A 21,897-nucleotide genomic window follows, 5' to 3' on the forward strand; every position below is an offset into this window, starting at 1 on the left:
GAGGGCGCCACCGTTCGACCGATCAGGGATTGAAATAGGGGTCCCGAACGAGGGAGTGGAACGCGCCGAAGGCCGCCTTGTCGCCGCTCAGCTGGAACTGCTGGTTCGGCCCGTTGCCCTCCGGATCCGACTCGAAGTACGCGACCGCCTTGATCTGCTGGTTCGCCTTGAAGGTGCGTTCGGCGTCGCGCAGCCAGGCCGCCCGGTTCGCCGAACCCCACGCCTTGGCCACCCCGAACTCGCCGATCACGATCGGTTTCGGCCGCTGTGCCGCCCAGTCCAGGAACGGCCCCATCAGCGTGCCGATCGGCTGGAACTCGGCGCCGGCGTACACGTCCACGCAGGTCCAGTCGACCTGGTCGTCGCCCGGGTAGAAGTCCGGCGCCTCCCCCCGGACGAAACCCTCCGCGGTAGGGCACCACACCCAGGACACGTTCTCGGTCCGCTCGTCGCGGAAGATGTCCCGCACGTACTTCCACGCCGCGATGTAGTCGGCGCCCGACCACATCGTCGCCCGCAGGTTGGGCCGGTCCATCTCCCAGCGCATCCGCAGCAGCACCGGCCGCTTGATCTTCTTGATCGCGCGGGCCTGCCTGCGGATCAGCCGGTCGTGCTCACCCGCCAGGACCGACCGGTTGTCCCCGGTGGCCCAGCTGATCATCAGCGACGCGCCCTGGGACAGGAACTCCCTGTCCGAGGCGGTGCCCATCATCTGGTCGAACCGGCGGTACGTGTTGATGAAGTTCAGCCGCCGCCCCAGCGACTGCTCCAGACCACCGACCGCGGCCAACCGGCCGACATGGGTCAGCTCGTCCGGCTTGATCCACGCGCCCAGGTACGCGCCCCGTCCGGGCGGCGCGAACGGCCCGGCCGCGAACGGCCCCGGGGCGATCGCGACGGCCCGCGGCCGGCTCGTCAGGTCCGGGGCCGGCTGCGGGGCGTCGTCCTTGTCGTCCCGGCCGCACCCGGCGGCCAGCAGGAGCAGCACGGCGACGGCGGCGGCACGCTTACGCATGGACCCGCCGCGCGGTGTAGAGGACGTTCACCGCGTACGCGTCGCTGCCCGGCACCCGCCGTGCCGCCGCGTCGGCCAGCCGCGCCGCCCGGCTTTCGTGCAGCGACGGCGTGAGCATGGTGAACCCGCGACGTTCGACGACCTCGAAGCCGTGCCGGGCCAGCAGCTGCTCCACCTGGTCGTGGGAGAGTTCCGCGAACCAGCGCTCGCCGTCGTGCCGCCGCGCCCGCAGGTGCCGCACCGAACCGGCGTTGCCGTGGTTCTCCACCACGAGCACCCCGGATCCGTGGTGCGGCAGCACCTTCGCGGCGAACGCCAGCGCCCGGTCCCGGACCGCCTCGTCCACGTTGAGCAGCAGCCGGAAGATCGTCACGATCGCCGGGAAACCGGCCGCCACCGGGTTCGGCACCGGACCGTCGGACGCCACGTGATGCCAGTACGCCCGGGCGCCCACCTCGGACGCCTTCTCCATCATCTCGGCCGAGGTGTCGTACCCGTGCGCCTCCCGGACCAGGCCGTGCAGCCCGCGGATCACCCGTCCGGTGCCGCACGCGAAGTCGTGCTGCACCGGCGGATTCTCCGGGAACTCCCGGCGCACCAGGCCACGCAGGTAGTCCCGCTGCCGCGTGCTGATCCGCGACGCGTAGCTGTCCGGCGCGTAGGTCACCGTCTCGTACTTCTCGACCGCCTCGGTGTCCTGGAACACCTCGGTGTACTCGCTGGTCATCCATCCTCCACATCAGATCGCCGGGCGAAAGCGCCGAGCGCCAATTCGTCGCGCAGCAGCCATACCCCTGCGCAGTAGGCGGCCACGGCCACGGTCAGAACCGGGACCAGCACGGCCGGGCCGTCGCCGAGCAGCGCGACCGCGCCCTGCGGAAGGACACCGCAACAGCCGGCGGCCAGCAGCGCCGCCGTCCGGGTGCCGCGGCCGAACGGGTGCAGGCCGGCGGCGCGGTACACCTGGGCCAGCGGAAGCAGGTTGTTCACGACCATCGCGCAGGCCAGCCCGGCGGCCGCGCCGAGCGCACCCCAGCGGGGGATCAACAGCACGTCGAGGCCGATCGTGACGGCCAGCGCGACCAGCACGTTGCCCAGGTTCAGCGAGGTGCGCCCGGCCATCGCCAGCACCATGTCGACCATGCCGCAGCCGGTGGCCACCAGCATCGCCCCGGCCAGCACCCGCACCACCGGGGCGCCGGCGGCGTACTCCGGGCCGAACAGCCGCAGATACCACGGGGCGCAGACCGCCACCAGCAGACAGATCGGCCAGGTGACCAGGACCAGCCAGCCGGTCGCGGTCCGGTAGAGCCGGTTCGCCGCCTCCCGGTCGCCGGTGCTCAACGCCTCGGCGAGACGCGGCTGCACCGACTGGGACAGGCCCTGGTTGGCGAACTGGATCAGCACCACGAACCGGCCGGCCACCGCGTAGACCGCGGCCGGGGCCAGCCCGCCGAGCGCTGCGACCAGCAGCACGTCGACGCGCTGCAGGGCGAGCTGGGCCACCGCGGCCAGGGCACGGGGCCCGGTGAAGGCCCAGAACTCGCGCCGCAGGCCACGGCGCTCGGTCCGGTCCGGTCCGGCCCCGGGCGGGCGCCCGGCCAGGTAGACGCGGCGGGCGGCGTACCCGGAAAGGATCGCGACCGGCAGATAGGGGGCGGCCCACGCACACGCGAAGACCGGGAGGGACGCGGCCAGCCAGAGCGTCGCGACCCCGGCCACGCTCACCGCGGCCAGCTGCAGACCGCTGCGCAGCAGACGGTCGAGCAGCACGGTGGGACGCATCCGGCGATAGCCGCGGGTGACCGTGAGCAGCACGTCGGTGAGCGCCTGCAACGGCAGGAAGACGGCGAGGACCCGCAGGCCGGCGGTGTGCGCGGCGATCACGTGCGGGGCGTCGTCCGCGGTCACCCGGGCGATCTGCGGCGCGGCCAGCCACATCCCCGCCGCCAGCATCAGGGAGAAGACCAGCACCGGGGTCAGCCCGGTACGCAGACAGGCGCCGAGCAGATGACTGCGCCCGGTGGCCCGCAGCCGGGCCGGCCAGTACACCAGACCGGTGCCGGTACCCAGCTTCGCCAGGCCACCGAGCAGCACGAACGCCGCCGTCGCGGCGAAGAACGCGCCGGCCTGCGCCGGCCCCAGCACCCGGGCGACGATCCAGGTGACCGCGACCCCGGTGCCGCCGGCCAGCGCCGATCCGGCCATGTTCGCCAGACCGCCGCGGGCCGCACCGGCAGTGCCGGCCGTGTCGGCCGAACCCCCCGGAACGGTCGCGGTCGTGGTCATCCGCGTCGCCAGATCGGGGTACGCCCCAGCCACCCGGCCAGTGCCTCGTCGTGCGGCCGGTAGTAGGCGGTCAGGATGCGGCGCAGATCCGGATCCATGTCGCTCTGCCGGGGCCGGGCGTTGTGCCGCTCGAACGGCGGACGGCCCAGGTCGGCGGGGAGGCCGAGGAACGCGCACACCTCGTCGTAGACCGGCTCCGGGTCGGTGAAGAACCGCTCGCTCTCCACCACGTGGATGCGTTCCCGGCCGACGTGCTGCGCCATCACGCTCAGGTAGCGGGCGTACTCGCCGCGGGCCCGGTACGCGTGGTGCTGGTGGGCGAAGCTGTAGAAGTCCGGGTCGGCGGCGAGCCGGTCCTCCTGCCGGTGCAGACGGGCCGGTTCGAGGGCCAGGGCGGCCCCGAAGTCGCGTTCCGGCTCGAAGGCACGGGCCACCTCGTGATGGTGCTGCGAGTAGGCGCGTTCGACCGGGTCACGGACCAGCACGACGAGTTTCGCGTACGGCAGGTCCTGGGCGATCCGGGCGGCCGCCTGCGGGTGGTACATGTAGTACGGGCTGGACTCGAAGGTCTGCGCGGGCACGCCGTACCGCCCGGCCACCTTCTCGGCGCTGCGCAGCAACGGGAAATGCGCCCTGTACCAGTCCATCCCGCGGTCGTACGACGTGTCGAAGAAGTGCACGCCCTTGTGCAGCACGGCCTTCAGCACCACCGGGTGCGACGCCAGAGCCCGGTACAACGAGGTCGTGCCGCACCGTTGCCCGCCGCAGATCAGGAACGACGGCAGCATCCGGTTCTCCGCGGTGAGCCGTCCGTACGAGCGGGAACCGAGGTGCACCACCCGTTTCATCGGGGCGGGCAGGTCGCGTACATGCATCTTGATTAGAGCTCCTCTACGCGCCGGACCAGAACCGGCAGCAGCCACGTGCCGAGCACACCGAGCCGGGCACCCGCCTCGGCCTGCCGGTCGGACAGGTAACGAACGGCCAGGTCGGCGAGGTAGAGCAGGGCGGTCATCTCGCGGGCCGCCGGGTCCACCCCGAACGGGGCGAGCAGCTCGCCGGATCGCCGCACGGTCGCCTCGACCGCCTCCCGGGCGTCCCCGGTGGACTGGATGCGCCGCTGCAACTCGTGGTGCACGGCGTCGAAGCCGAACGGGACCCCGGTGGCGAACCGCTCCCAGTCCCACACGAGCAGCGTCTCGTCCAGGTTCGCCATGTTCCAGGGGGCCCAGTCGCCGTGCCAGGAGCCGTACCGCAGCGTGGTGTCACCGGCGTGCGCGGCCAGCACCCGGGCCGCGGCCGCCAGCCCGGCGCCCTCCGGCCGGTCGGCCACCGTGTCGATGCGGTGCAGCAGCTGCCCCCAGTACCCGCTGGCGGTCAACGGCCCGGTGGTGTGCCCGCAACAGCCGGCCACGTCGAGCATCGCCGCGGTCAGCCGGTGCGGGCTCAGGGGCGCCCGGGGCAGCCAGACCGGCAGCGCCGACTGGACCAGCACCTGCATGTCGCGCCACTCGCCGGCGTGCAGCACCCGCGGCACGGTCAGCCGGGTCAGCCCGCTGGTGGCGAGGGTGGACAGGGCGGCCGTCTCGGCGGCGACCAGTCGGCGGGTCAGCGGACCGGTGCTCAGCTTGCCGAAGGCGAACGTCTCACCGTCCGGGCTGAGCAACTGCAGGACCGGCTTGCGGTTGGCGCGGGCCGGGCCGATGTGGATGCTGACCGACAGGTCACGGCGCAACGCCTCGCTGAGGTAGCCGTCGATGCCCGCCGACACCGGTCCGGTCACCCGGATCCGGTCGCGCAGCAGCAGGCCCGCGGTCCGGGTGTGCACGGCGGCCACCACGGCGTCACGTTTGAGCCGGGCCAGGCGGGACTGGGGTTCGGCGTACCGGCGGACGGCCGCGGCGGCGACCCGGGGGGAGTGCGCGGGCACCAGCAGGCGGGGCCGGCGGGCGTTCGGCACCACCAGGTACTCGGCGATCAGCGGACCCGGCTCGCCGTCGGTGCGGCACGGCTCCGGGTAGAGCCGGCCGAGAACCTCGGCGAGGTATCGGGTCCGCAGGGCCGCGTCGTCGGCGGTCAGTCCGGCGGGTGCGGTCTTGACCGGGCTCATGGGGTGTCCCCCTCCATCCAGTTGCGCCACAGCAGGGCGTACGCCAGAACCATGAAGGCCAGGGGGGTGACCAGCGAGTTGTACCAGAGCATCGCCGAGAACGAACCGACCAGCGCGGCGCCGCCGGCGATCCCGGCCGGGCTGCGGTCCCGGCGGAAACGCCACAGGCCGTACCCGAAGAAGCCCAGGTAACCGACGGTGCCGACCGCGCCGTGCGCGTAGAGCAACTGCCAGAGCTGACCGTTGCCGCCGACGGTGAAGTTGCCGCAGCGTTCGCAGCCGGCGCTCTCCCCGACCGTGATCGAGTTGCGCCCGCCGAGGGTGTTGCGGGTGCCGCCGTACCCGATCACCGGGGATTCGGCGAAACCGTCCAGGGCCCGTTCGATCAGGAACGAGCGGACCCCGTTGGACTTGCCGTTGTCCATCCGGGCCTGCACGGTGCCGCCGAGCGGGGTGGCGAGCAGCGTGAACGCGAGCGCCCCACCGGCGAGTGCCACCGCGCCGAGGACCCAGAGGCGGCCGGCCAGCACGTAGCGGATCGCCACGTAGACGACCATCACGCCGATGCCGATCCACAGGCCCCGGTTGAGCGAGGCGACCGCGGGCACCACCGACACCGCCAGGATGCCCATGGCGAGGGCGCGGCGGCCGTTGCGGTGGCTGGCCCAGGCCGCGACGAGCAGCCAGCCGACCAGCAGGCAGAAGTTGTTGCCCCAGGTGTTGGTGTACCCCCAGGGCGCGGCCGGCCGGGGCTTCTCACCGCCGACCAGGTCCATGATCTGCGCCGCGTACGGGTGCACCAGCGACCGCACGAAGCCCTTGTTGCGCACCCCGGACGGGAGCAGCCACTCGACCGGTGAGGTGAACTCGAAGGTGCCGGCCACCATGCCGAGCAGACCGCCCAGCACGGTCACCACGAACATCCCGGCGAGCAGCCGGACCAGTCGACGGCGGGACAACTCCGACTCGGCGAGGTTCCCGGCGTAGACCAGGAGCACGGTCAGCGACGCGTACATCGCGAATTTGTAGACGACGGCCGGGAGCCGGGCGCCGGCCCGCTCCACCACCGTGCCGGCCGGATCCGCACCCAGCGCGGCGATGCTGACCAGCACCGCCACCAGGAAGATCACCCACCAGGCGAAGCCCGGCGGCAGCAGCACCGGCCGTCCCGCCGCCCGTCTGCGGATCAGCAGGAACATCATCGGGGCGGCCATCAGACCGAAGATCAGCACGCCCAGGCCGAGCGCCCACCAGAGCGGGTAGAGCAGCAGGATCCCGGCCACCGGCCAGGCCGGCAGGGTGCGGTTGCGGGTGCCGCGCCGGTCCGGTCCGGCGGTGGGTGCCGCCGCCGCGACCACGGTCACTTGGTGTCGCCGTCGCGCCGTTCCAGAACCGCGGCCAGCTGCTGGGTCGGGGCCTCGTGCCCGTCGTCCTTCGCCGGTGACGGCCGGGGGGAGGGCGCCGGCAGGGTCACCGCCGGCGCTTCGATCTCGCTGGGACGCGGCACGGTCAGCCGGGGCATCACCACCGCGCCGAGCAGGCGGGTGCCGACCCGCTGCAACTGCTCGGTGGCGTCCTCCAGGGCGGGCCGGCGTGAACGCCGCAGCTCGACCGCGAGGATCGCCGCGTCGGCCAGGCTGGCCAGGCTCTGCGCGTCGGCGCTGCTGCTGGTGGACGGCGCCTCGATCACCACGTAGCCGCCCTGGCCGCGCAGCGCCTGCAGGGTGTCCTTGAGGCGCTGCGACTGCATCAGGCCGGCCGCGGTGGCCGCCCCGCCGGTGGTGATCACCCGCAGCGAGGGGATGCGCGGCGTGCGCTGCAGGGCCCGGGACAGGCCGACCCTGCCGGCCAGCAGGTCGGAGAGACCGGGCACGGCGGAGACCCCGAGCATCCGGGCCAGCGGCGCGGCGTCGACCACGCTGTCCGGCAGGTGCGCCCCGATCAGAACCACATCTGATCCGGTACGCGCCAGAGCAGCCGCCAGGTTCGCGGCGACGAGCGTGCTCGCCGATCCGCGGCTGGTCCCGGTCACCACGATGATCTGGTCGTCCGGCTCCAGGCTGGCCAGCACCTCGTTACGCAGCCGGTTGAAGACCCGCCCGCCCGGCCCGTACGGCTGCAGCACGTCGTCGAAGTGCGGGGTGCTGCGCTCGTCCAGGGTGGCCAGGACCGGCACCCGTCCGCGGTCCCGGACGTCCGCCGCGGTCACCAGCCGGCGGTCGAAGCGTTCCCGCAGGTACGCCAGGCAGAGCCCGAGCAGCAGGCCGATCATGGCGCCGGCGCCGATGTTCAACCAGGTGTTCGGGCTGCTCGGCGTCTCCGGCAGGCGGGCGTCGCTGATGATGCTGCCGCCGCCGACCGTGGTGGTGGTCAGCTCGTTGAGGCGCCCGGTCAGCGAGTTCAGCTGGTTCTGCGAGTTGTTCCGCAGGCTCAGCAGGTTGCTCTCGGTCGGGCTGCCCGGCACCGCCGACGCCAGCCGCGCGTTGATCCCGGTCAGCGCCCCGGTGAGCTGCTTGACCTTGAGGTTGAGTGAGCGGATCTGCTTGTCCAGCTGGTACCGGGCGGTCTCCTCGCGGTTGCGCAGGTACGCCTCCGCGAAGGCGTGCGACCCGGCCTGCGCCTTCTGCGGCGTGTCCGCCTGGAACGTGATCACCAGGACGGTGGTGTTCGCCGGCACCTGCACCGACACCGAGCGGGCCAGTTCCACCGGGGAGATCCCGCTGCGCAGCAGGGTGCCCGCCTTGACCGCGACCGCGCCGGAGCCGACCAGCTGGGCCTCGGTGTCCAGGTTGACCGCGCCCTTGGTCCGGCCGCCCTGGGCGTTGGTGTCCTGGTCGACCGACTGGACCAGCACGGAGGTGGCCGACTCGTACACCTTCGGCATGGTCTGTGTCACGACCGCGCCCGCGCCCAGGCCCGCCCCCGTGGCCACCAGAGCAATCCACCAGTGCCGTCGGAGCGCCCCCAGATAGTGAGAGATATCGGCGGACGCTGGGCGTGGCGCTTCCATCAGAGTTCGGCGGCCTTCCGGGAGGAGTGGTGTTGCCAGCTTTAGGGCGTTTCGCCCCAGAGGGGTAACGCCACACTCCCGCCGCGAGTGATGGGGTTACGTCAGTTTCGGCTCCACCCAGCCGTTCTCCACCAGATACGCCAGCACCAGCTCGACCGCCTCCACGACGGTCATCGTGGTGGTGTCGATCGTCATCTCGGCGTCGGACGGCTCCTCGTACGGGTCGTCGATCCCGGTCATGCCCCGCAGCTGACCGGCCCGTGCCCGGGCGTACAGGCCCTTGCGGTCGCGCTGCTCGCACACCTCCAGCGGGGTGGCCACATGCACCAGCAGGAACCCGGCACCGGCCTCGATCGCCATCCGCCGGGCCGCCTTGCGGGCCGCGTCGTACGGCGCGATCGGGCAGGCCACCGCCACACCCCGGTGCCGGCCCACCTCGGCGCCCACCCAGCCGATCCGGCGGACGTTGCGGTCCCGGTCGGCCTTGCTGAAGCCCAGGCCGGCGGTCAGCTCGCGGCGCACGATGTCGCCGTCGAGCAGGGTGACCGTGCGTTCCCCGGTCTCACGCAGCGTGTCGGCCAGGTTCCGGGCGATGGTCGACTTGCCGGAACCGGACAGGCCGGTGAAGAACACCACCAGGCCGCGCTGCCGGCGCGGCGGGCGGACCCGGGCCAGCTCCTTGGCCACGGCCGGCGGGGTGTGCCACTCGGGCAGCGGGAACCCGCGGTCCAGCAGATCGTCTATCTCGGCCGGGGACATCGCCAGGCGGCGGTTGCGCGGCGGGATGTCGTCGCGCCAGCGCCACTGGCCGTCCCGGTTGTCGTACGCCAGCTCCCGCGGGACCAGCACGCGCAGACCGGCACCGGCCAGCGACTCGCCGGTGGACAGCACGTGGGTCACGCCGTACGACTGGGCGACCCGCGCGCGCAGCAGCGCGTCACGCATCTCGTCGCCGCGGGTCAGCAGCGGCACCGCCACGACGGTGGCCGGTGGCATCCGGTCCCGGGCGGCGAAGATCGAGCGGACCAGCGCCTCGGGCGGCAGGCCGTCCGGTCCGGGACCGCTCACCGGGATGAGGATCAGCAGGTGGGCCGCGAGGGTCCGGGCCGCGTGCGCGATCTGGGCGAGTTGCGGGCGGTGCAGCGGGCGGTCGGCGATCACACCGAGCACCCGTCCGGGCGGCAGCAGACCGCTCACCTCGGCGGGGGTCCGGCGCAGACGCTGGAACGGGCCGTGCCCACCGTCGCCCAGCGGCTGGACCGGCCCGCCGACGCCGAACCTGTTCTCGCCGGTCTGCCAGACGTCGGTCACCTCGATCGCGGCGACCGGGGCGCCCTCCAGATCGGTCAGCACCACCGTCCGGCGCGCCGGGTCCGCGGCGTCCAGGTTTCGGGCCAGCTCACCCGGGATCTCGAGGGTGACCGGAACCGGCCATGGGGTGCCGTCGGCGAGGCGGCCCTGACGGGTCAGGGTGGCCAGGTCCTCGCGACCGAGGAAGCCGGTCAACGGTGTGTAGGCCCCGGAGAGCAGCAGCTCGAGATCCGCTAGCTCGTAGGGGCGGGGCGTGAACGAGGGAGCGTCCCGCAAAACGTCCTCGGGAAGTACCGAACCATTCACCTTCGCATCCCCCTGAAGCCGACTTGGGGGACAGTTTCGCAGCCTCGATCGAGTCGGTCGAGACGGGCTCTCGCTCTCGATCCGATCTTTGTTTTTCCGAATACGGCTTCAAACCTAACTTACTGGACAATATCGGATTATCCTTCAATACTGGGCGTTTGTGAGACAGACCAGGACGCTCGCTGCACTGGCCATGATCGCTGTTTTGACGGCTCCGGCTCCCGTCGTGGCGGCTCCGGCCCGCTGCCACACCGGTGCGAAACTGGTGCCCACCTGCGGCATCCTCTGGGGAGTCGCGCCCGGCGCGCACACCGAACAGGACAGCTACCGGTCACTACGTGAATTCGAGCGCAAGACCGGGCGGTACCAGGTGATCCACCACGCGTACCACCGCGGTCAGCGGCAACTCTTCCCGACACCCCGCGAGGCCGCGATCTCCCGCGAAAACGGGCACCGCCGGATCCTGCTCCTCAACTGGCGGCCGGAAGGCGTCAGCTGGGCCCGGATCGCCCAAGGGGACCCGGGCGTCGACGCCTTCCTGGACCGGCTCGCGGTGCACATCCGGCAGAGCTACCGGGAACCCTTCTTCCTCGCCATCCACCACGAGGCCGAGAACGAGGTACGGGCCCGCACCGGATCCGGATACACCGCCCGGGACTACGCGGCGATGTTCCGGCACGTGGTCCAGCGACTGCGGGCCCGGGGCGCGACCAATGTGGTGACGGTCCTCGTGCACATGGCGTACGTCCCGCACACCACACAGAGCTGGTTCAGCCAGATGTACCCGGGCGACGACGTGGTCGACTGGGTGGGGTTCGACACGTACGCGTACAGCGACCCCGGATACGGCCACGGCGGCTTCGCCGAACTCCTCAACCGCCGTTCCGCGAGCCGCCCCGGCTGGCCCGGCTTCTACAACTGGGTCCGCGCCCGGCACCCGAACAAGCCGCTGATGATCGCCGAGTGGGGCGTCTGGTTCTCCCGCCGCAACCCCGGCCACCAGGCCGCCTTCTACCGCGACATGGGCCGCCAGATCGGGAACTTCCCCAGAATCAAGGCGATGGTGCACTTCGAGACGCCCCGCAACTACAAGGGGCAGAACTCGTCGGTGGACAACACCCAGGCGGGCCTGCGGGAGTACCAGCGCCTCGGCCGGCTGCCGATCTTCCAGGTGTCGGTTTCCTGAGACTGCGCTGAGAGACCCTGAGTACGGCTCAGGGGTTCTCCCGATCCCGAGGAGGTGCCCCGGGTTCCTAGGCTGAGGCCGTGACCATCATCGCTACGGAGGCGCTGACGAAGACGTACGGCGGCGGGGTGACCGCCCTCGCCGACCTGACCGTCGCTGTCGACGCCGGAGTCATCGGGCTCGTCGGCGCCAACGGCGCCGGCAAGAGCACCTTCATCAAAATCATGCTCGGACTGGTGCCGCCCAGCAGCGGCACCGTCCGGGTCTTCGACCTCGACCCGGTCACCGAGACCGACAAAGTGCGGGCACGCGTCGGCTACATGCCGGAGAACGACTGCCTCCCGCCGGACGTTTCGGCCTCCGAGTTCGTCACCCACCTGGGCCGGATGAGCGGCCTGCCCCGCACCGCCGCCCGGGAACGCGCCTCCGAGGCACTGCGTCACGTCGGCCTCTACGAGGAGCGCTACCGCCAGATCGGCGGCTACTCCACCGGCATGAAACAGCGGGTCAAACTGGCCCAGGCCCTGGTGCACGACCCCGACCTGCTGCTGCTCGACGAGCCCACCAACGGCCTCGACCCGGCTGGCCGCGACGCCATGCTCGCCCTGGTCCACCGGATCGGCACCGAATTCGGCATCTCCGTGGTGGTCTGCTCCCACCTGCTCGGCGAAGTCGAACGGATCTGCGACTCGCTCATCGCCATCGAAGGCGGGCGCCTGCTGCGCGCCGACCGGATCTCCAGCATGACCGCGGTGTCCGACGTCCTCGCGGTCGAGGTCGCCGACGGCACCGACGAACTCGCCGCCGCCCTCACCGCACGGGGCCTGACCGTCTCCCGGGAGGGGCGCCTGCTGCTGGTGCCACTGGAGTCGGATGCGGCGTACGACCGGATCCTGCAAGCGGTGAGCGAGCTCGACCTCAACCTGCACCGCCTGGACCAGCGCCGGCACCGCGTCGCCGAGCTCTTCACCACGAAGGAGACCGCCGATGTCTGAGACCGGCGTCATCCACGACATCGGCTACCAGCGCTACGCGGGGGAGCGCCTGGGCCGGCTGGCAGCGTTGAACGCGCTCTACGTCCACGGCCTGCGGGCCTCGTTCGGCCTGGGCCGCTCGGCCAAGGCGAAGATCTTCCCCTGGCTCGTGGCCGGCATCATGCTGCTGGTCGCGGTGATCCTGGCAGCGGTCCGCTCCCAGCTCAAGCAGGTCATCTTCACCTACGTGCAGTTCGCCGACCAGATGAGCTGGCTGATCATCTTCTTCGTGGCGATCCTGGCACCCGCCCTGGTCTCCCGGGACATGCGCTCCGGCACGCTGCCGCTCTACTTCAGCCGGCCGCTGCGCGCCGCCGACTACGTGACCGCCAAGTTCGCCGCCCTGACCACCGCGGTCTGGCTGCTGCTCGGCGTACCCCAGTTCATCATGTTCCTGGGGGCCGCCTTCACCGGTGACGACGGTGCGAAGGGGGTCTGGAACGAATTCCTCGACCTGGCGCCCGGCTGGGGATACAGCCTGCTCTGGGCCCTGCTGTTCAGCGGCATCAGCCTGCTGATCGCCTCGTTCACCGGCAAGCAGGCGTTCGCCGCCGGCGGCATCGTCGCGGTCTTCCTGCTCACCACCCCGATCTTCGGCGTGCTCAGCATCCTGCCGTCCACCACCGCCAACGAGATGGCCGGCCTGGCCAGCCCGATGACCCTGATCGCCGGGGTCGGCGCCTGGCTCTCCGGCAACACCGAGAACACCCTGGACCCCGGCCGGTTCGGACCGGTCTACGGGATCGAGGCGGTCTGCCTGATCGCCGTCTGCCTGCTCCTCCTGCTCGCCCGCTACCGGAAGGTGGCCTCGCTGTGACGGCCCAGACCATCGACGCTCCGACCGGCACCGCCACCACCGGTGTGATCGAGCTGCAGAACGTCACCCGCTGGTACGGCAACGTCGTCGCCGTCAACGACATCACCATGTCGCTCGGCCCCGGCGTCACCGGCCTGCTCGGCCCGAACGGCGCCGGCAAGACCACCGTGCTGCACATGATGGCCGGCTTCCTGGCACCCTCCCGGGGCACGCTCACCATCGACGGCAAACCCACCTGGCGCAACCCGTCGGTCTACCGCGACCTGGGCCTGGTCACCGAACGCGAGGCCGTGCACGGCTTCCTCACCGCCGGACAGTTCGTGCTGGCCTGCGCCAAGATGCAGAAACTGCCCGACCCGGCCGGCGCCGCCCGCCGCGCCCTCGAACTGGTCGAGATGACCGACGCCGCCGACCGGCGTATCGAGACCTTCTCCAAAGGCATGCGCCAGCGCACCCGGGTCGCCGCGGCCCTGGTCCACGAACCGCGGGTGCTGCTGCTCGACGAACCGTTCAACGGCATGGACCCGCGCCAGCGGATGCACATGATGGAACTCCTGCACTCGCTCGGCGACCGCGGCCACACCATCCTGTTCAGCTCGCACATCCTGGAGGAGGTCGAACAGGTCGCCGGCCTGGTCCAGGTGATCGTCGCGGGCCGCCTCGCCGCCTCCGGCGACTACCGCCGGATCCGCAGGCTGATGACGAACCGGCCGCACGTCTTCGCGGTGCGCAGCTCCGACGACCGCAAACTGGCGGTCGCCCTGATCGCCGAGAAGTCCGTCAGCGGCATCGAGGTCGAGGCCACCGGCCTGACCGTCCGGGCCGCCGACTACGGCAGCTTCACCCGGGCGCTGCCGCGGATCGCCCTCGACCAGGGCATCCGCCTGCACCAGCTGGTGCCGTCCGACGAGTCCCTGGAGAGCGTCTTCTCCTACCTGCTGGAGGCCTGATGTCGACCGTCGCACTCATCACGGCGCGCGGCCTCTTCGGCCGTCGCAGGGCGCTGCTCCTGCTGCCCCTGCCCCTGCTGCTGATCGCCCTGGCCGCGATCTGCCGGGCGTACGACGTCCCCGCCGACCAGTGGGGCCAGGCCGTCATCGTCGGCCTCGGCTTCGCCGTGGTGCTCCCGGTCGTCGCCCTGATCGTCGGCACCGGCGTCCTCGGCTCCGAGGTCGACGACGGCACCCTCGTCCACATCCTCACCAAGCCGCTGCCCCGCCGCGACATCATCCTGGCGAAATTCCTGGTCGCCGCGGTCGCCACCACGATCACCACGGTCATCCCGCTGTTCGCCGTCGGCCTGCTGGCCGGTTCGGCGAAACTCGGCGCGGCCCTCTCGGTGGCGGCGGCGGCCGGCGCGCTGGCGTACTCCGCCCTGTTCGTCCTGCTCAGCCTGCTGACCCGGCGCCCGGTCCTGCTCGGCCTGGTCTACATCCTGGTGTGGGAGGGCCTGCTGGGCCGTTTCCTCTCCGGCACCCGCATCCTCTCCATCGAGCAGTACGTCATCACGATCGCCGACACGATCGCCCCGACGAACATGCTGACCGCGCAGATCGGCCTCACCACCGCCCTGGTGATGAGCGTGGTCTTCGTGGTGGGCTGCACCGTCGCCGCGATCAACCGCCTGGGCAGCTTCACCCTGGCCGGCGAGACCAGCTGACCCTCGTCACTCCTGGTTCACCCGGCCCGCGACGCCCTTCGGCATCGCGGGCCGGTCACTCCTGTGGGGTACCTGCCTACCAGACCGTGGTCCAGGTGGCGCTCAGGCCGCCGTGCTTGACCATGGCCGCGCTGTCGTAGGTGACCACGCCGACCCGGCTGTCACTGACCGACATCTCCCGGACGCCGGTGTACTGCGTGACGAACGCGGACGTCAGCGCGCCCTCCTTGACCAGGGCCGCGCCCGCACCGGTGAGAACGCCGACCCGGTCGTCGCGCAGCACGATCGAGTCCGCGCCGGACGTGGTCTGCGAAACCCAGGAGGCGCTGAGGCCGCCCTCCTTGACCAGCGAGGCACCGCTGTTCGTGACGATGCCGATCCGGTCGCCGGAGATCGAGAACTGCTTCACACCGGAGTACTCGGTGGTCCACCCGGTGCTGAGGCCACCCTCCTTGACCTGCAGCACACCCGCGGTGGAGAGCACCCCGACACGGGTGTCGGTGACCTCGAGCTGCTTGATGCCGGAGGCCTCGTTGACCCACGAGGAGCTCAGGCCACCCTCCTTCACGTACGCGACGCCGGCGTCGGACAGCACGCCGACCCGATTGCCGGAGATCGCCAGCTGCTGCACGCCGCCGGACTCGTTGACGAAGGTCGCGGTCGTCGCGCCCTCCTTGACGTACGCGACGCCGGCCTGGGTGAGCACGCCGATCCGGTCGTCGGCGACCTCGATCTGCCGGGAGCTCGACAGCAGCTGGGTCCAGCTGGTGCTGAGGCCGCCCTCCTTCACCTGGGTGCCGTAGTCGCCGCGCAGCACGCCGACCCGGGTGTCGGTGACCGAGACCTGCAGCGCGTGGGGAACCGGTGTGTTCGCGGTGATCCAGGGCGCGATGTCGTCGACCCGGGTCTCCACCGCTGACTTCTCGGTGCCGGTCACGGTCAGGCAGCCGGCCTGCGTGGACGTGTGGTGCAGCCCGGCCAGCTGGTAGCCGCCGTCGACGGACCGCAGGATCGGGCCGCCCGCGTCACCCTTGCAGATGGCGGCGTCGCCGCGGGGCACGACGCCGATGGTGCCGTCGTCCACCGAGGACACCGCGAACGAGCCGGTGTGCAGCTGGTTCGGCACCCAGGTGTCGGCGGTCCGGCCGTATCCGGCACCGAGCAGGATCTCGCCCTCGGTGGGCGCCGAGTTCGCCGGTGCCACCGTGGTGGCGCCGAGCGCTGCCGTCCGGAGCCGGGCCAGCACCAGGTTGCGGTCCGGATGCGGGACGATCTTGTCGATGGCGGCCACTGTCCCGGCCGCCGTGGTCAGGTCGAGCCGCCCGATCGTCGCGGTGGTGGCCTGCCTCGGCGCGCCCGCGACGACCCCGGTGCCGTCGTCGAAGCACGTCTTGGCGGTCACCACCCACCACTGGTCGAGCAGGGCGCCGGTGCAGGAGCGTACCGCGTCACCGGTGGTGATCTTGACAGCGAAGGCGAGAGCGGTGTCGGTGGTGGACGTTCCGGAGAGCGCCTGGGCGGCGGTTCCTCCGGCCAGCGGCGTGAGTCCGGCACCGATCAGGGCAGCCGTCAGCACCGCCGCCCGTCGCCGGGCGTACGTAGTCTTCATGGAATCCCCGTTCACTCGGCGTAGCCCCGCAGGGGGGTACGCCGTCCCCATGTGTCGTTGGTGATCCTCGATGGCTGCGTGTGGTCGATCCACCACGCGCTGATGTGACAATCTACATACGAACGTGGATATGTGAAGTCCCTGAACAGTGATCGCGCTGCTGAGCAGTGGATATTTCGGCGATGTCACCGTCGGTCGCCCCGCGGTCGTCGCTGTGTGACGCGCATCCCATCGGGGTTCGTGCATGGCAGAGATCGCAGATGCGACAGACTGTCGGCTGTCCATGTCGAACACGCGATCGATCCACGGCGTTGTCCGGCATCGATGAACACTGGTAGTTTGCACCGACCAGAAACGCTTCCACGGGGGTTCGCGTGCAGATGGGGACGTCGCTTGCCGCGTCCGTGCAGCCGGTCGTGACCGCTGCCGTCCCGGCGCCGCGGTCCGGGAACGACGCGCCCGCCGGCGCGCTCCTGGTGCGGCGGCGGACGAGTACATGCAGGCACGACGAATTGATGAGGCGAGAATGAAGACTCTGGCATGGGGTGGGGCGGTCGTCATGGCCGTCGCCACGGGGGCGTTCGCGTTCACCGCCGTCGGCTCCGCGGCCGAGGCCGAGGACACCCCGGCTTCCCTGGTTGAGGACTACACGCACCCCGGTGCGGACAAGATCCTGGCCGACTACGAGCTCAAGGTCCTCAAGGGCGACGGGCACATCATCTTCTCCTCGCGCAAGTCCTTCGACGACGGCGGACAGTGTGCGACGGCCGAGATCCAGGTGGAGAAGTCGCTCGACGTCGAGCCGTACGGCTACTTCTACTGCTTCAAGACCATCGGCACCACGGGTGTGCTGACCCTGGAGGTCCCGGGCACGTTCGGCGTCCGCGCCGGCAACCTGCCGGTGACCGCCAAGGCCCAGACCTCGGACGGCACCGAGACCTACCAGATCCCGGCCAACACCCCGGTCCCGATCGACCCGGGCGACGGCACCAACCTGCCCACCGCGGTCCTCGTCGAGCTCCGCCTCTCCTGATCGCATTGCCTGGTAAGGCCCGCCGGGTGAGCTACGCCCCGGCCTGATCGAAACGACAGGGCGGCACGGCCGGTGTGCCGTGCCGCCTTCAACGTCTGCACCTCTTCCTTCAGGGCGTCCGCACTACGCGGAACGTCCTCCTTGCCATGGGGTGAAACGCCGCCATAGGCGCTTACTTCAACCCTTTGGCCAAACCTATGGGGGATTTGTGTCCAAACGCTCGCGGCCTGCCGCCCGTTCCGGAAACGGACGGGCCAGGCCTTCCTGGTTCCGAACGCAGGCAGCCCTGCTGATTGCAGTGATGACCGCTGTCATACTCGTTCCCGGTACGCCGGCGATGGCGGACGAGGAGGACGAATGGGACCTCCCGATTCAAGACCGCGCGACCGTGGTCACCAATCTGCTCAACGGTGGAGCCTCGGTGCGCCGGGCCGCCGAAGCTGCCTTGACCGGATCCGAGGCGGATCTCCAGCAGTACTTCAGCACCACCTATCCGGAGGCGCTCGCCGCTGATCAGCTCGTTGCGGCGCAGACCCTGGCGGGTATGGACGGACCTTCGATGCGCGCTGCGGCAACCACCGCCATCGCAACGTCGCCCGCGGCAGTTCAGGAATTCGTCGACGACGGATGGAAATCGAGCTGGGGCGCTGACGAGCGCATCCGTGCCACCCGGATCTTGGACACCACGCCCGGTCCGACGGTGAAGGCTGCTGCTACCGCGGCTCTCGGTGGGACCGCGGAGGAACTCGAGGAATTCCTCTCGGCAGGCTATGCGAAGGCCGCGGCGGCCGATGATCGAATCGCCGTGACACGCATGCTGACCGGCGGTGTGAACAACAGCGGGCCGGTATTGAACACGGCGGCGCAGGAGGCACTGGCCGGTGCTCCCGCAGACCTTCAGGAGTTTCTCAGCTACGGGCAGTTCGTCGCCCGGGCCAGGGACGCCGAACTGGCGTCGCTGCAGAGCCTGACTCAGCAGGCGAAGCAGGCCTCGGACACCGCGGCCCGGGAGTCGGTGGCGGCTACCAGCGCATCCACCCGTGCTGCGAACGCGGCATCGGAGGCGAAGAACGCGGCCAAGGTCGCTGCCGCCGAGACCAAGGCCGCCGGCGGTGCGGCGAAGAAAGCCGACGCCGCTGCCGGCCGTGCAGCGGATGCGGCCAAGGGCGCCGCGGCCGCGGCTCGGGATGCCGTCGGTGCGTCCAACGCGGCGATGCGTGCTGCCCGGATCGCGTCGGATGCGGCGCGGAAGGCCACGACTGCTGCCTCGGCGACAGCACAGGCGGCAGCACGTGCTCAGCAGGCCGCGGCCAACGCGCGGACCGGTGCCGGCGATGCGCGTACCGCGCGGCTCGCCGCTGAAGCGGCCCGGGACGCGGCTGCCAAGACGCGTGAGCTGGACCAGGTCCGGGCAGAACGCGACCGCGCACTCGCCGAGGCGGAGAAAGCCGCGCAGGCGGCGCGGGGCGCCAGCGCCGATGCCGACGAGGCCGCCGCGGCGGCTGACGAGGCCGGTTCCCAGGCGAACGTTTCGGAGGAGCAGGCAGCGCGGGCACGGAAGGCAGCCGAGGACGCTCGCCGCGCGGCGGCCGCTGCGGCTCGGGCGGCTGAGCGAGCCGTCGCTCTGGCGCGTAAGGCTGCACAGGCGTCGGACCAGGCGTTCGAGTACGCCCGCCAGGCCGCCGCGCACGCGGAGAAAGCCGCGGACGCCGCGGAGGCCGCGGCGGCGGCTGCCGAGCGGGGCGAGAAGTCGGCGACCGAGGCATCGAACCATGCCGCTGCCGCGGTAGAGGCGGCCAACATGGCCGTCGCTACGGCGGTACAGGCGGAGAACCTGGAGAAGCTGGCTCGCGAGGATGACACGGCCCGCTTGGCGGAAGCCACCGATCAGGGCGTTCTCGAAGCTCAGGACGCGCTGCGCACCGAGGAGACGGCGAAGGCCGCAGGCGGTGAGGCGGTCGCCTGGAACAACAAGATGCTCTGGGACACCGCGGAAGAGGATCGGGTCGACGCCAAGACGCGGCAGCAGCTGACTGCGGCGACTGCCGTGGGGGCTTCGACCGAGGTCATGCTTCAGCAGGGGCGCAAGGCCGCGATCACGCTGCTCACCACCGGCAGCGAGTGGACGAAGACCGCTGCCGAGGAGGCGCTGTCCGGCGGCGAGACGGAGATGCGGTCGTGGGTGACCGAGGTTCGCCGGACCGCCGTGGGGGAGGACGACCGGGCAAAGGTCTGGCGCCTGATCGACACGCTCCCGGACGGTGCTGAGAAGACCGCGGCGAAGACGGCGCTGGCCGGTACCGATGCGGCGGTGGAGACGTTCCTGCGGACCCGGAACTACTCCGGGAAGTTCGCGCAGGACCGGGTGAAGATCTACGCGATCATCAACAACACCGCGACCGGACCGAACCTGAAGAACGCCGCGGAGGCGGCGGTGCTCGGGTCGGCGGCGGACATGCACAAGTTCCTGCGGGAGGGGCAGTACACCGCGCAGGCGGCCGATGACCGGATCGAGGCATACCGGGTGATGGAGGCCGGTGGCCCGGAGGTCAAGGCCGCCGGAACCGTCGCGCTGAACGGCCCGAAGTCGTACCTGTCGTACTTCTTGACCACTTCGCAGTTCCAGGCCGCGCAGCGGGACCAGGAGCAGGCCGCGCACGTGCAGGCTGCTCGGGCTCTGGTGATCCAGACGCAGGAGTACGCGCAGAAGGCCCTGGCCGACGCGGCGACGGCCAACAAGGCGGCGCTGAACGCGTGGGGCAAGGTGGCGGAGGCGAACAAGGCCGCTGCCGAGGCGACGGCGGCTGCCAACAAGGCCGCCGGATACGCCACTGATGCGAGTAAGTCCGCCACGGCGGCCAAGGCTTCGGCCGATCAGGCAGCGCAGTCGGCGATCAAGGCGAAGCAGGCCGCGGCCTCGGCCCAGGCCAGCGCCGACAGTGCGGCGCAGTCCGCTGCCACTGCCACTGCTGCGGCCTCGCGGGCCCGTGCGGATGCGAACGCCGCCTATGTCGCCAAGAACGAGGCTCGCGCGGCGGCGAACGCGGCCGGCAAGGACGCCGCCGCGGCGGACACGGCGGCCAAGGAAGCGTCGGCGATCTATGAGACGAAGCTGAAGGAGTTCGAGGAGCAGCGGCGTAACACCACGCCGGGCACCGGCGCCGACGGGGTCGGCAGTGCCGCGGACGACCACAAGACCTGGGGTTGCCTGCAACTGGACCCGTCAGCGGTCTCGACGGAGTGCCTCAAGGTCTACAAGGACTTCGCGGGTGCGCTGGCCGATCAGCCGAAGTGTGCCACGCCGGCGAATACGAACTCCTCCGGCTGTCTGATGCTCGCCGATCTCAAATCGGTCATCGGCGAGAACCAGGACGTCATTCTGGACGTGCTCCAGTTCGTCCTGATGGCCTGTGGTCTTGTCCCCGTCGTCGGTGAGGCGTGTGACGGCATCGACGCCGCCGTGTCGTTCGGCCGAGGTGACTGGATCGGCGGAGCGCTCTCCGCCGGAGCGATGATCCCGGGTGTCGGCTACTTCGCCACGGGCGCCAAGGCGTGGAAGAACTCCGACAAGCTCCGTGACATCAAGAAGCTCATCGACAAGATCCGGAAGAAGGGCACGACGTGCCCCTTCGGTCTGGCCGTCGCCGGCGCGGCTGTCGCGCGTGTGCAGCTTGCCGCTAGCTCCAACACCAACTCGTCTGCCCCGATGAACCTGGGCGAGGGTTACACCGGCAGGATGGACAAGTTCAACATCGGCAAGGGTGTCGACTTTGAGATCCACGTCTACTATCGCGGTCGGGAGGTCGGCGTTTTCGGCAGCAACGGCTTCTTCGATAAGCACGGGAAGAAGTCGGACGTCGTTGTGCCGGACAACGTCCAGAACAGGCTGAAGGGGCATGCCGTGAAGGCGATGCGTGCAGAGATCCCCCCGCGCATTGGCGCGAGGGGGACCGAGGACATCACCGGCGACAAATGGATGAGGCCGCGAAACACGCCTCAGTGCCCGTGAGATTCGTCAAGGTCGACCGCAGCGACGAAGGCTTCTTTCTCGATCCGGTGCCGTATCGGGAGTGGCTGGCCGAATGCGGCGGTCAGCTGCCGCCCGGAGCATCGGCGTTCGCCACCGACCGTGGCCACTACGATTTCACCGCGACCACATGTGTCAAGGACCTGCGGCTCTCTACCGTCCTGGTCCAGGACGCGGCTGATCGGATCTCGGTCGAGGTGCGGTTCGCGCCGAACGATTTCAAGCACGACTCCGGCCTGCGGATCAGATACGAGAACGTCACCGGCTTGTCGATGGATGTCACCGCGGAGGGCCCGGGAGAATTTCCGTGGCCCGATGTGAAGCGTCTGGGCGATCTGCAGTTGGACGAGATCCTTCCGCATGACCAGGGGATCAGCCACGAGATCGCCATGACCGGTGGCCGCATCTGGATCGTGGCTTCGGATTTGCACGCCGAATGGGGCGACTTGGAGAGTCCGCCCACGGCTTAGTGGCAATAGGCCGAGGCCCC

At 70.7% G+C, this 21,897-nt stretch carries 17 protein-coding genes; 8 read left to right on the plus strand and 9 right to left on the minus strand.

Annotated features, from left to right (window positions below; translation table 11 throughout):
• Positions 1-22: 22 nt before the first annotated feature.
• The 8 genes from WH85_RS30715 to cysC form a co-directional block, all read right to left on the minus strand.
• Positions 23-1,015, minus strand: coding sequence for a glycosyl hydrolase (locus WH85_RS30715; protein ID WP_045745539.1), 993 nt, complete (start codon positions 1,013-1,015; stop codon positions 23-25).
• Positions 1,008-1,742: a methyltransferase domain-containing protein gene (locus WH85_RS30720; RefSeq protein WP_045745540.1), complete on the minus strand. Its 735-nt coding sequence runs from the start codon at positions 1,740-1,742 to the stop codon at positions 1,008-1,010. The genes WH85_RS30715 and WH85_RS30720 overlap by 8 nt, the downstream gene beginning before the upstream one ends.
• A complete protein-coding gene (locus WH85_RS30725) occupies positions 1,739-3,304 on the minus strand; it encodes an MATE family efflux transporter (RefSeq protein ID WP_045745541.1) in 1,566 nt (521 codons plus the stop codon). Before WH85_RS30725 ends, WH85_RS30720 begins: the two co-directional genes overlap by 4 nt.
• Positions 3,301-4,179 carry a sulfotransferase family protein gene (locus WH85_RS30730; RefSeq protein WP_045745542.1) on the minus strand — a complete coding sequence of 293 codons (879 nt, stop codon included), beginning with the start codon at positions 4,177-4,179 and terminating at the stop codon, positions 3,301-3,303. Before WH85_RS30730 ends, WH85_RS30725 begins: the two co-directional genes overlap by 4 nt.
• Before the next feature lie 5 nt (positions 4,180-4,184).
• On the minus strand, positions 4,185-5,414 hold the full coding sequence (locus WH85_RS30735) for a hypothetical protein (protein ID WP_052720915.1): 1,230 nt from the start codon (positions 5,412-5,414) through the stop codon (positions 4,185-4,187).
• The gene (locus WH85_RS30740) at positions 5,411-6,778 is read right to left on the minus strand and encodes an O-antigen ligase family protein (protein ID WP_245674157.1); all 1,368 of its coding nucleotides are present in this window, start codon (positions 6,776-6,778) and stop codon (positions 5,411-5,413) included. The genes WH85_RS30735 and WH85_RS30740 overlap by 4 nt, the downstream gene beginning before the upstream one ends.
• On the minus strand, positions 6,775-8,346 hold the full coding sequence (locus WH85_RS30745) for a lipopolysaccharide biosynthesis protein (RefSeq protein WP_245674158.1): 1,572 nt from the start codon (positions 8,344-8,346) through the stop codon (positions 6,775-6,777). Before WH85_RS30745 ends, WH85_RS30740 begins: the two co-directional genes overlap by 4 nt.
• A gap of 174 nt (positions 8,347-8,520) precedes the next feature.
• Positions 8,521-10,041, minus strand: a complete 1,521-nt coding sequence (gene cysC, locus WH85_RS30750) for an adenylyl-sulfate kinase (RefSeq protein WP_045745544.1) — start codon at positions 10,039-10,041, stop codon at positions 8,521-8,523.
• A gap of 160 nt (positions 10,042-10,201) precedes the next feature.
• Here cysC and WH85_RS30755 point away from each other — a divergent pair, with 160 nt between their 5' ends.
• The 5 genes from WH85_RS30755 (at position 10,202) to WH85_RS30775 (ending at position 14,738) form a co-directional block, all read left to right on the plus strand.
• The gene (locus tag WH85_RS30755; protein ID WP_245674159.1) at positions 10,202-11,227 is read left to right on the plus strand and encodes a glycosyl hydrolase; all 1,026 of its coding nucleotides are present in this window, start codon (positions 10,202-10,204) and stop codon (positions 11,225-11,227) included.
• 80 nt (positions 11,228-11,307) lie between these two features.
• Complete coding sequence (locus WH85_RS30760) at positions 11,308-12,222, plus strand: ABC transporter ATP-binding protein (RefSeq protein WP_045745546.1); 915 nt, start codon at positions 11,308-11,310, stop codon at positions 12,220-12,222.
• Positions 12,215-13,078 (plus strand): ABC transporter permease, encoded by an 864-nt coding sequence (locus WH85_RS30765; protein ID WP_045745547.1) that lies wholly within the window; start codon positions 12,215-12,217, stop codon positions 13,076-13,078. The genes WH85_RS30760 and WH85_RS30765 overlap by 8 nt, the downstream gene beginning before the upstream one ends.
• A gap of 11 nt (positions 13,079-13,089) precedes the next feature.
• Complete coding sequence (locus WH85_RS30770) at positions 13,090-14,028, plus strand: ABC transporter ATP-binding protein (protein WP_425394674.1); 939 nt, start codon at positions 13,090-13,092, stop codon at positions 14,026-14,028.
• Positions 14,028-14,738: an ABC transporter permease subunit gene (locus WH85_RS30775; RefSeq protein ID WP_045745549.1), complete on the plus strand. Its 711-nt coding sequence runs from the start codon at positions 14,028-14,030 to the stop codon at positions 14,736-14,738. Before WH85_RS30770 ends, WH85_RS30775 begins: the two co-directional genes overlap by 1 nt.
• Positions 14,739-14,814: 76 nt before the next feature.
• Here the strand turns inward: WH85_RS30775 and WH85_RS47550 are convergent, their stop codons facing one another.
• Positions 14,815-16,347 (minus strand): S1 family peptidase, encoded by a 1,533-nt coding sequence (locus WH85_RS47550; protein ID WP_052720916.1) that lies wholly within the window; start codon positions 16,345-16,347, stop codon positions 14,815-14,817.
• Between the two features lie 526 nt (positions 16,348-16,873).
• On the opposite strand from WH85_RS47550, the gene WH85_RS30790 reads away from it, so the two are divergent.
• The 3 genes from WH85_RS30790 to WH85_RS30800 all read left to right on the plus strand — a co-directional run bounded on the left by WH85_RS30790 (position 16,874) and on the right by WH85_RS30800 (position 21,877).
• Positions 16,874-17,380, plus strand: a complete 507-nt coding sequence (locus WH85_RS30790; RefSeq protein WP_157411307.1) for a hypothetical protein — start codon at positions 16,874-16,876, stop codon at positions 17,378-17,380.
• Between the two features lie 337 nt (positions 17,381-17,717).
• Positions 17,718-21,389, plus strand: coding sequence for an ALF repeat-containing protein (locus tag WH85_RS30795; protein ID WP_052720918.1), 3,672 nt, complete (start codon positions 17,718-17,720; stop codon positions 21,387-21,389).
• The gene (locus tag WH85_RS30800) at positions 21,386-21,877 is read left to right on the plus strand and encodes a hypothetical protein (protein WP_045745565.1); all 492 of its coding nucleotides are present in this window, start codon (positions 21,386-21,388) and stop codon (positions 21,875-21,877) included. Before WH85_RS30795 ends, WH85_RS30800 begins: the two co-directional genes overlap by 4 nt.
• Positions 21,878-21,897: the final 20 nt, after the last annotated feature.

The sequence above is a fragment of the Actinoplanes rectilineatus genome, assembly GCF_000962825.1.
Lineage (GTDB): Bacteria > Actinomycetota > Actinomycetes > Mycobacteriales > Micromonosporaceae > Actinoplanes > Actinoplanes rectilineatus.

What these genes read in the sequence shown, in the direction of transcription:
- WH85_RS30715 (WP_045745539.1), bottom strand. Translation starts at nt 1,015, where the DNA reads ATGCGTAAGCGTGCCGCCGCCGTCGCCGTGCTGCTCCTGCTGGCCGCC.
- WH85_RS30720 (WP_045745540.1), bottom strand. Translation starts at nt 1,742, where the DNA reads ATGACCAGCGAGTACACCGAGGTGTTCCAGGACACCGAGGCGGTCGAG.
- WH85_RS30725 (WP_045745541.1), bottom strand. Translation starts at nt 3,304, where the DNA reads ATGACCACGACCGCGACCGTTCCGGGGGGTTCGGCCGACACGGCCGGC.
- WH85_RS30730 (WP_045745542.1), bottom strand. Translation starts at nt 4,179, where the DNA reads ATGCATGTACGCGACCTGCCCGCCCCGATGAAACGGGTGGTGCACCTC.
- WH85_RS30735 (WP_052720915.1), bottom strand. Translation starts at nt 5,414, where the DNA reads ATGAGCCCGGTCAAGACCGCACCCGCCGGACTGACCGCCGACGACGCG.
- WH85_RS30765 (WP_045745547.1), top strand. Translation starts at nt 12,215, where the DNA reads ATGTCTGAGACCGGCGTCATCCACGACATCGGCTACCAGCGCTACGCG.
- WH85_RS30775 (WP_045745549.1), top strand. Translation starts at nt 14,028, where the DNA reads ATGTCGACCGTCGCACTCATCACGGCGCGCGGCCTCTTCGGCCGTCGC.
- WH85_RS47550 (WP_052720916.1), bottom strand. Translation starts at nt 16,347, where the DNA reads ATGAAGACTACGTACGCCCGGCGACGGGCGGCGGTGCTGACGGCTGCC.
- WH85_RS30790 (WP_157411307.1), top strand. Translation starts at nt 16,874, where the DNA reads ATGAAGACTCTGGCATGGGGTGGGGCGGTCGTCATGGCCGTCGCCACG.
- WH85_RS30795 (WP_052720918.1), top strand. Translation starts at nt 17,718, where the DNA reads ATGGCGGACGAGGAGGACGAATGGGACCTCCCGATTCAAGACCGCGCG.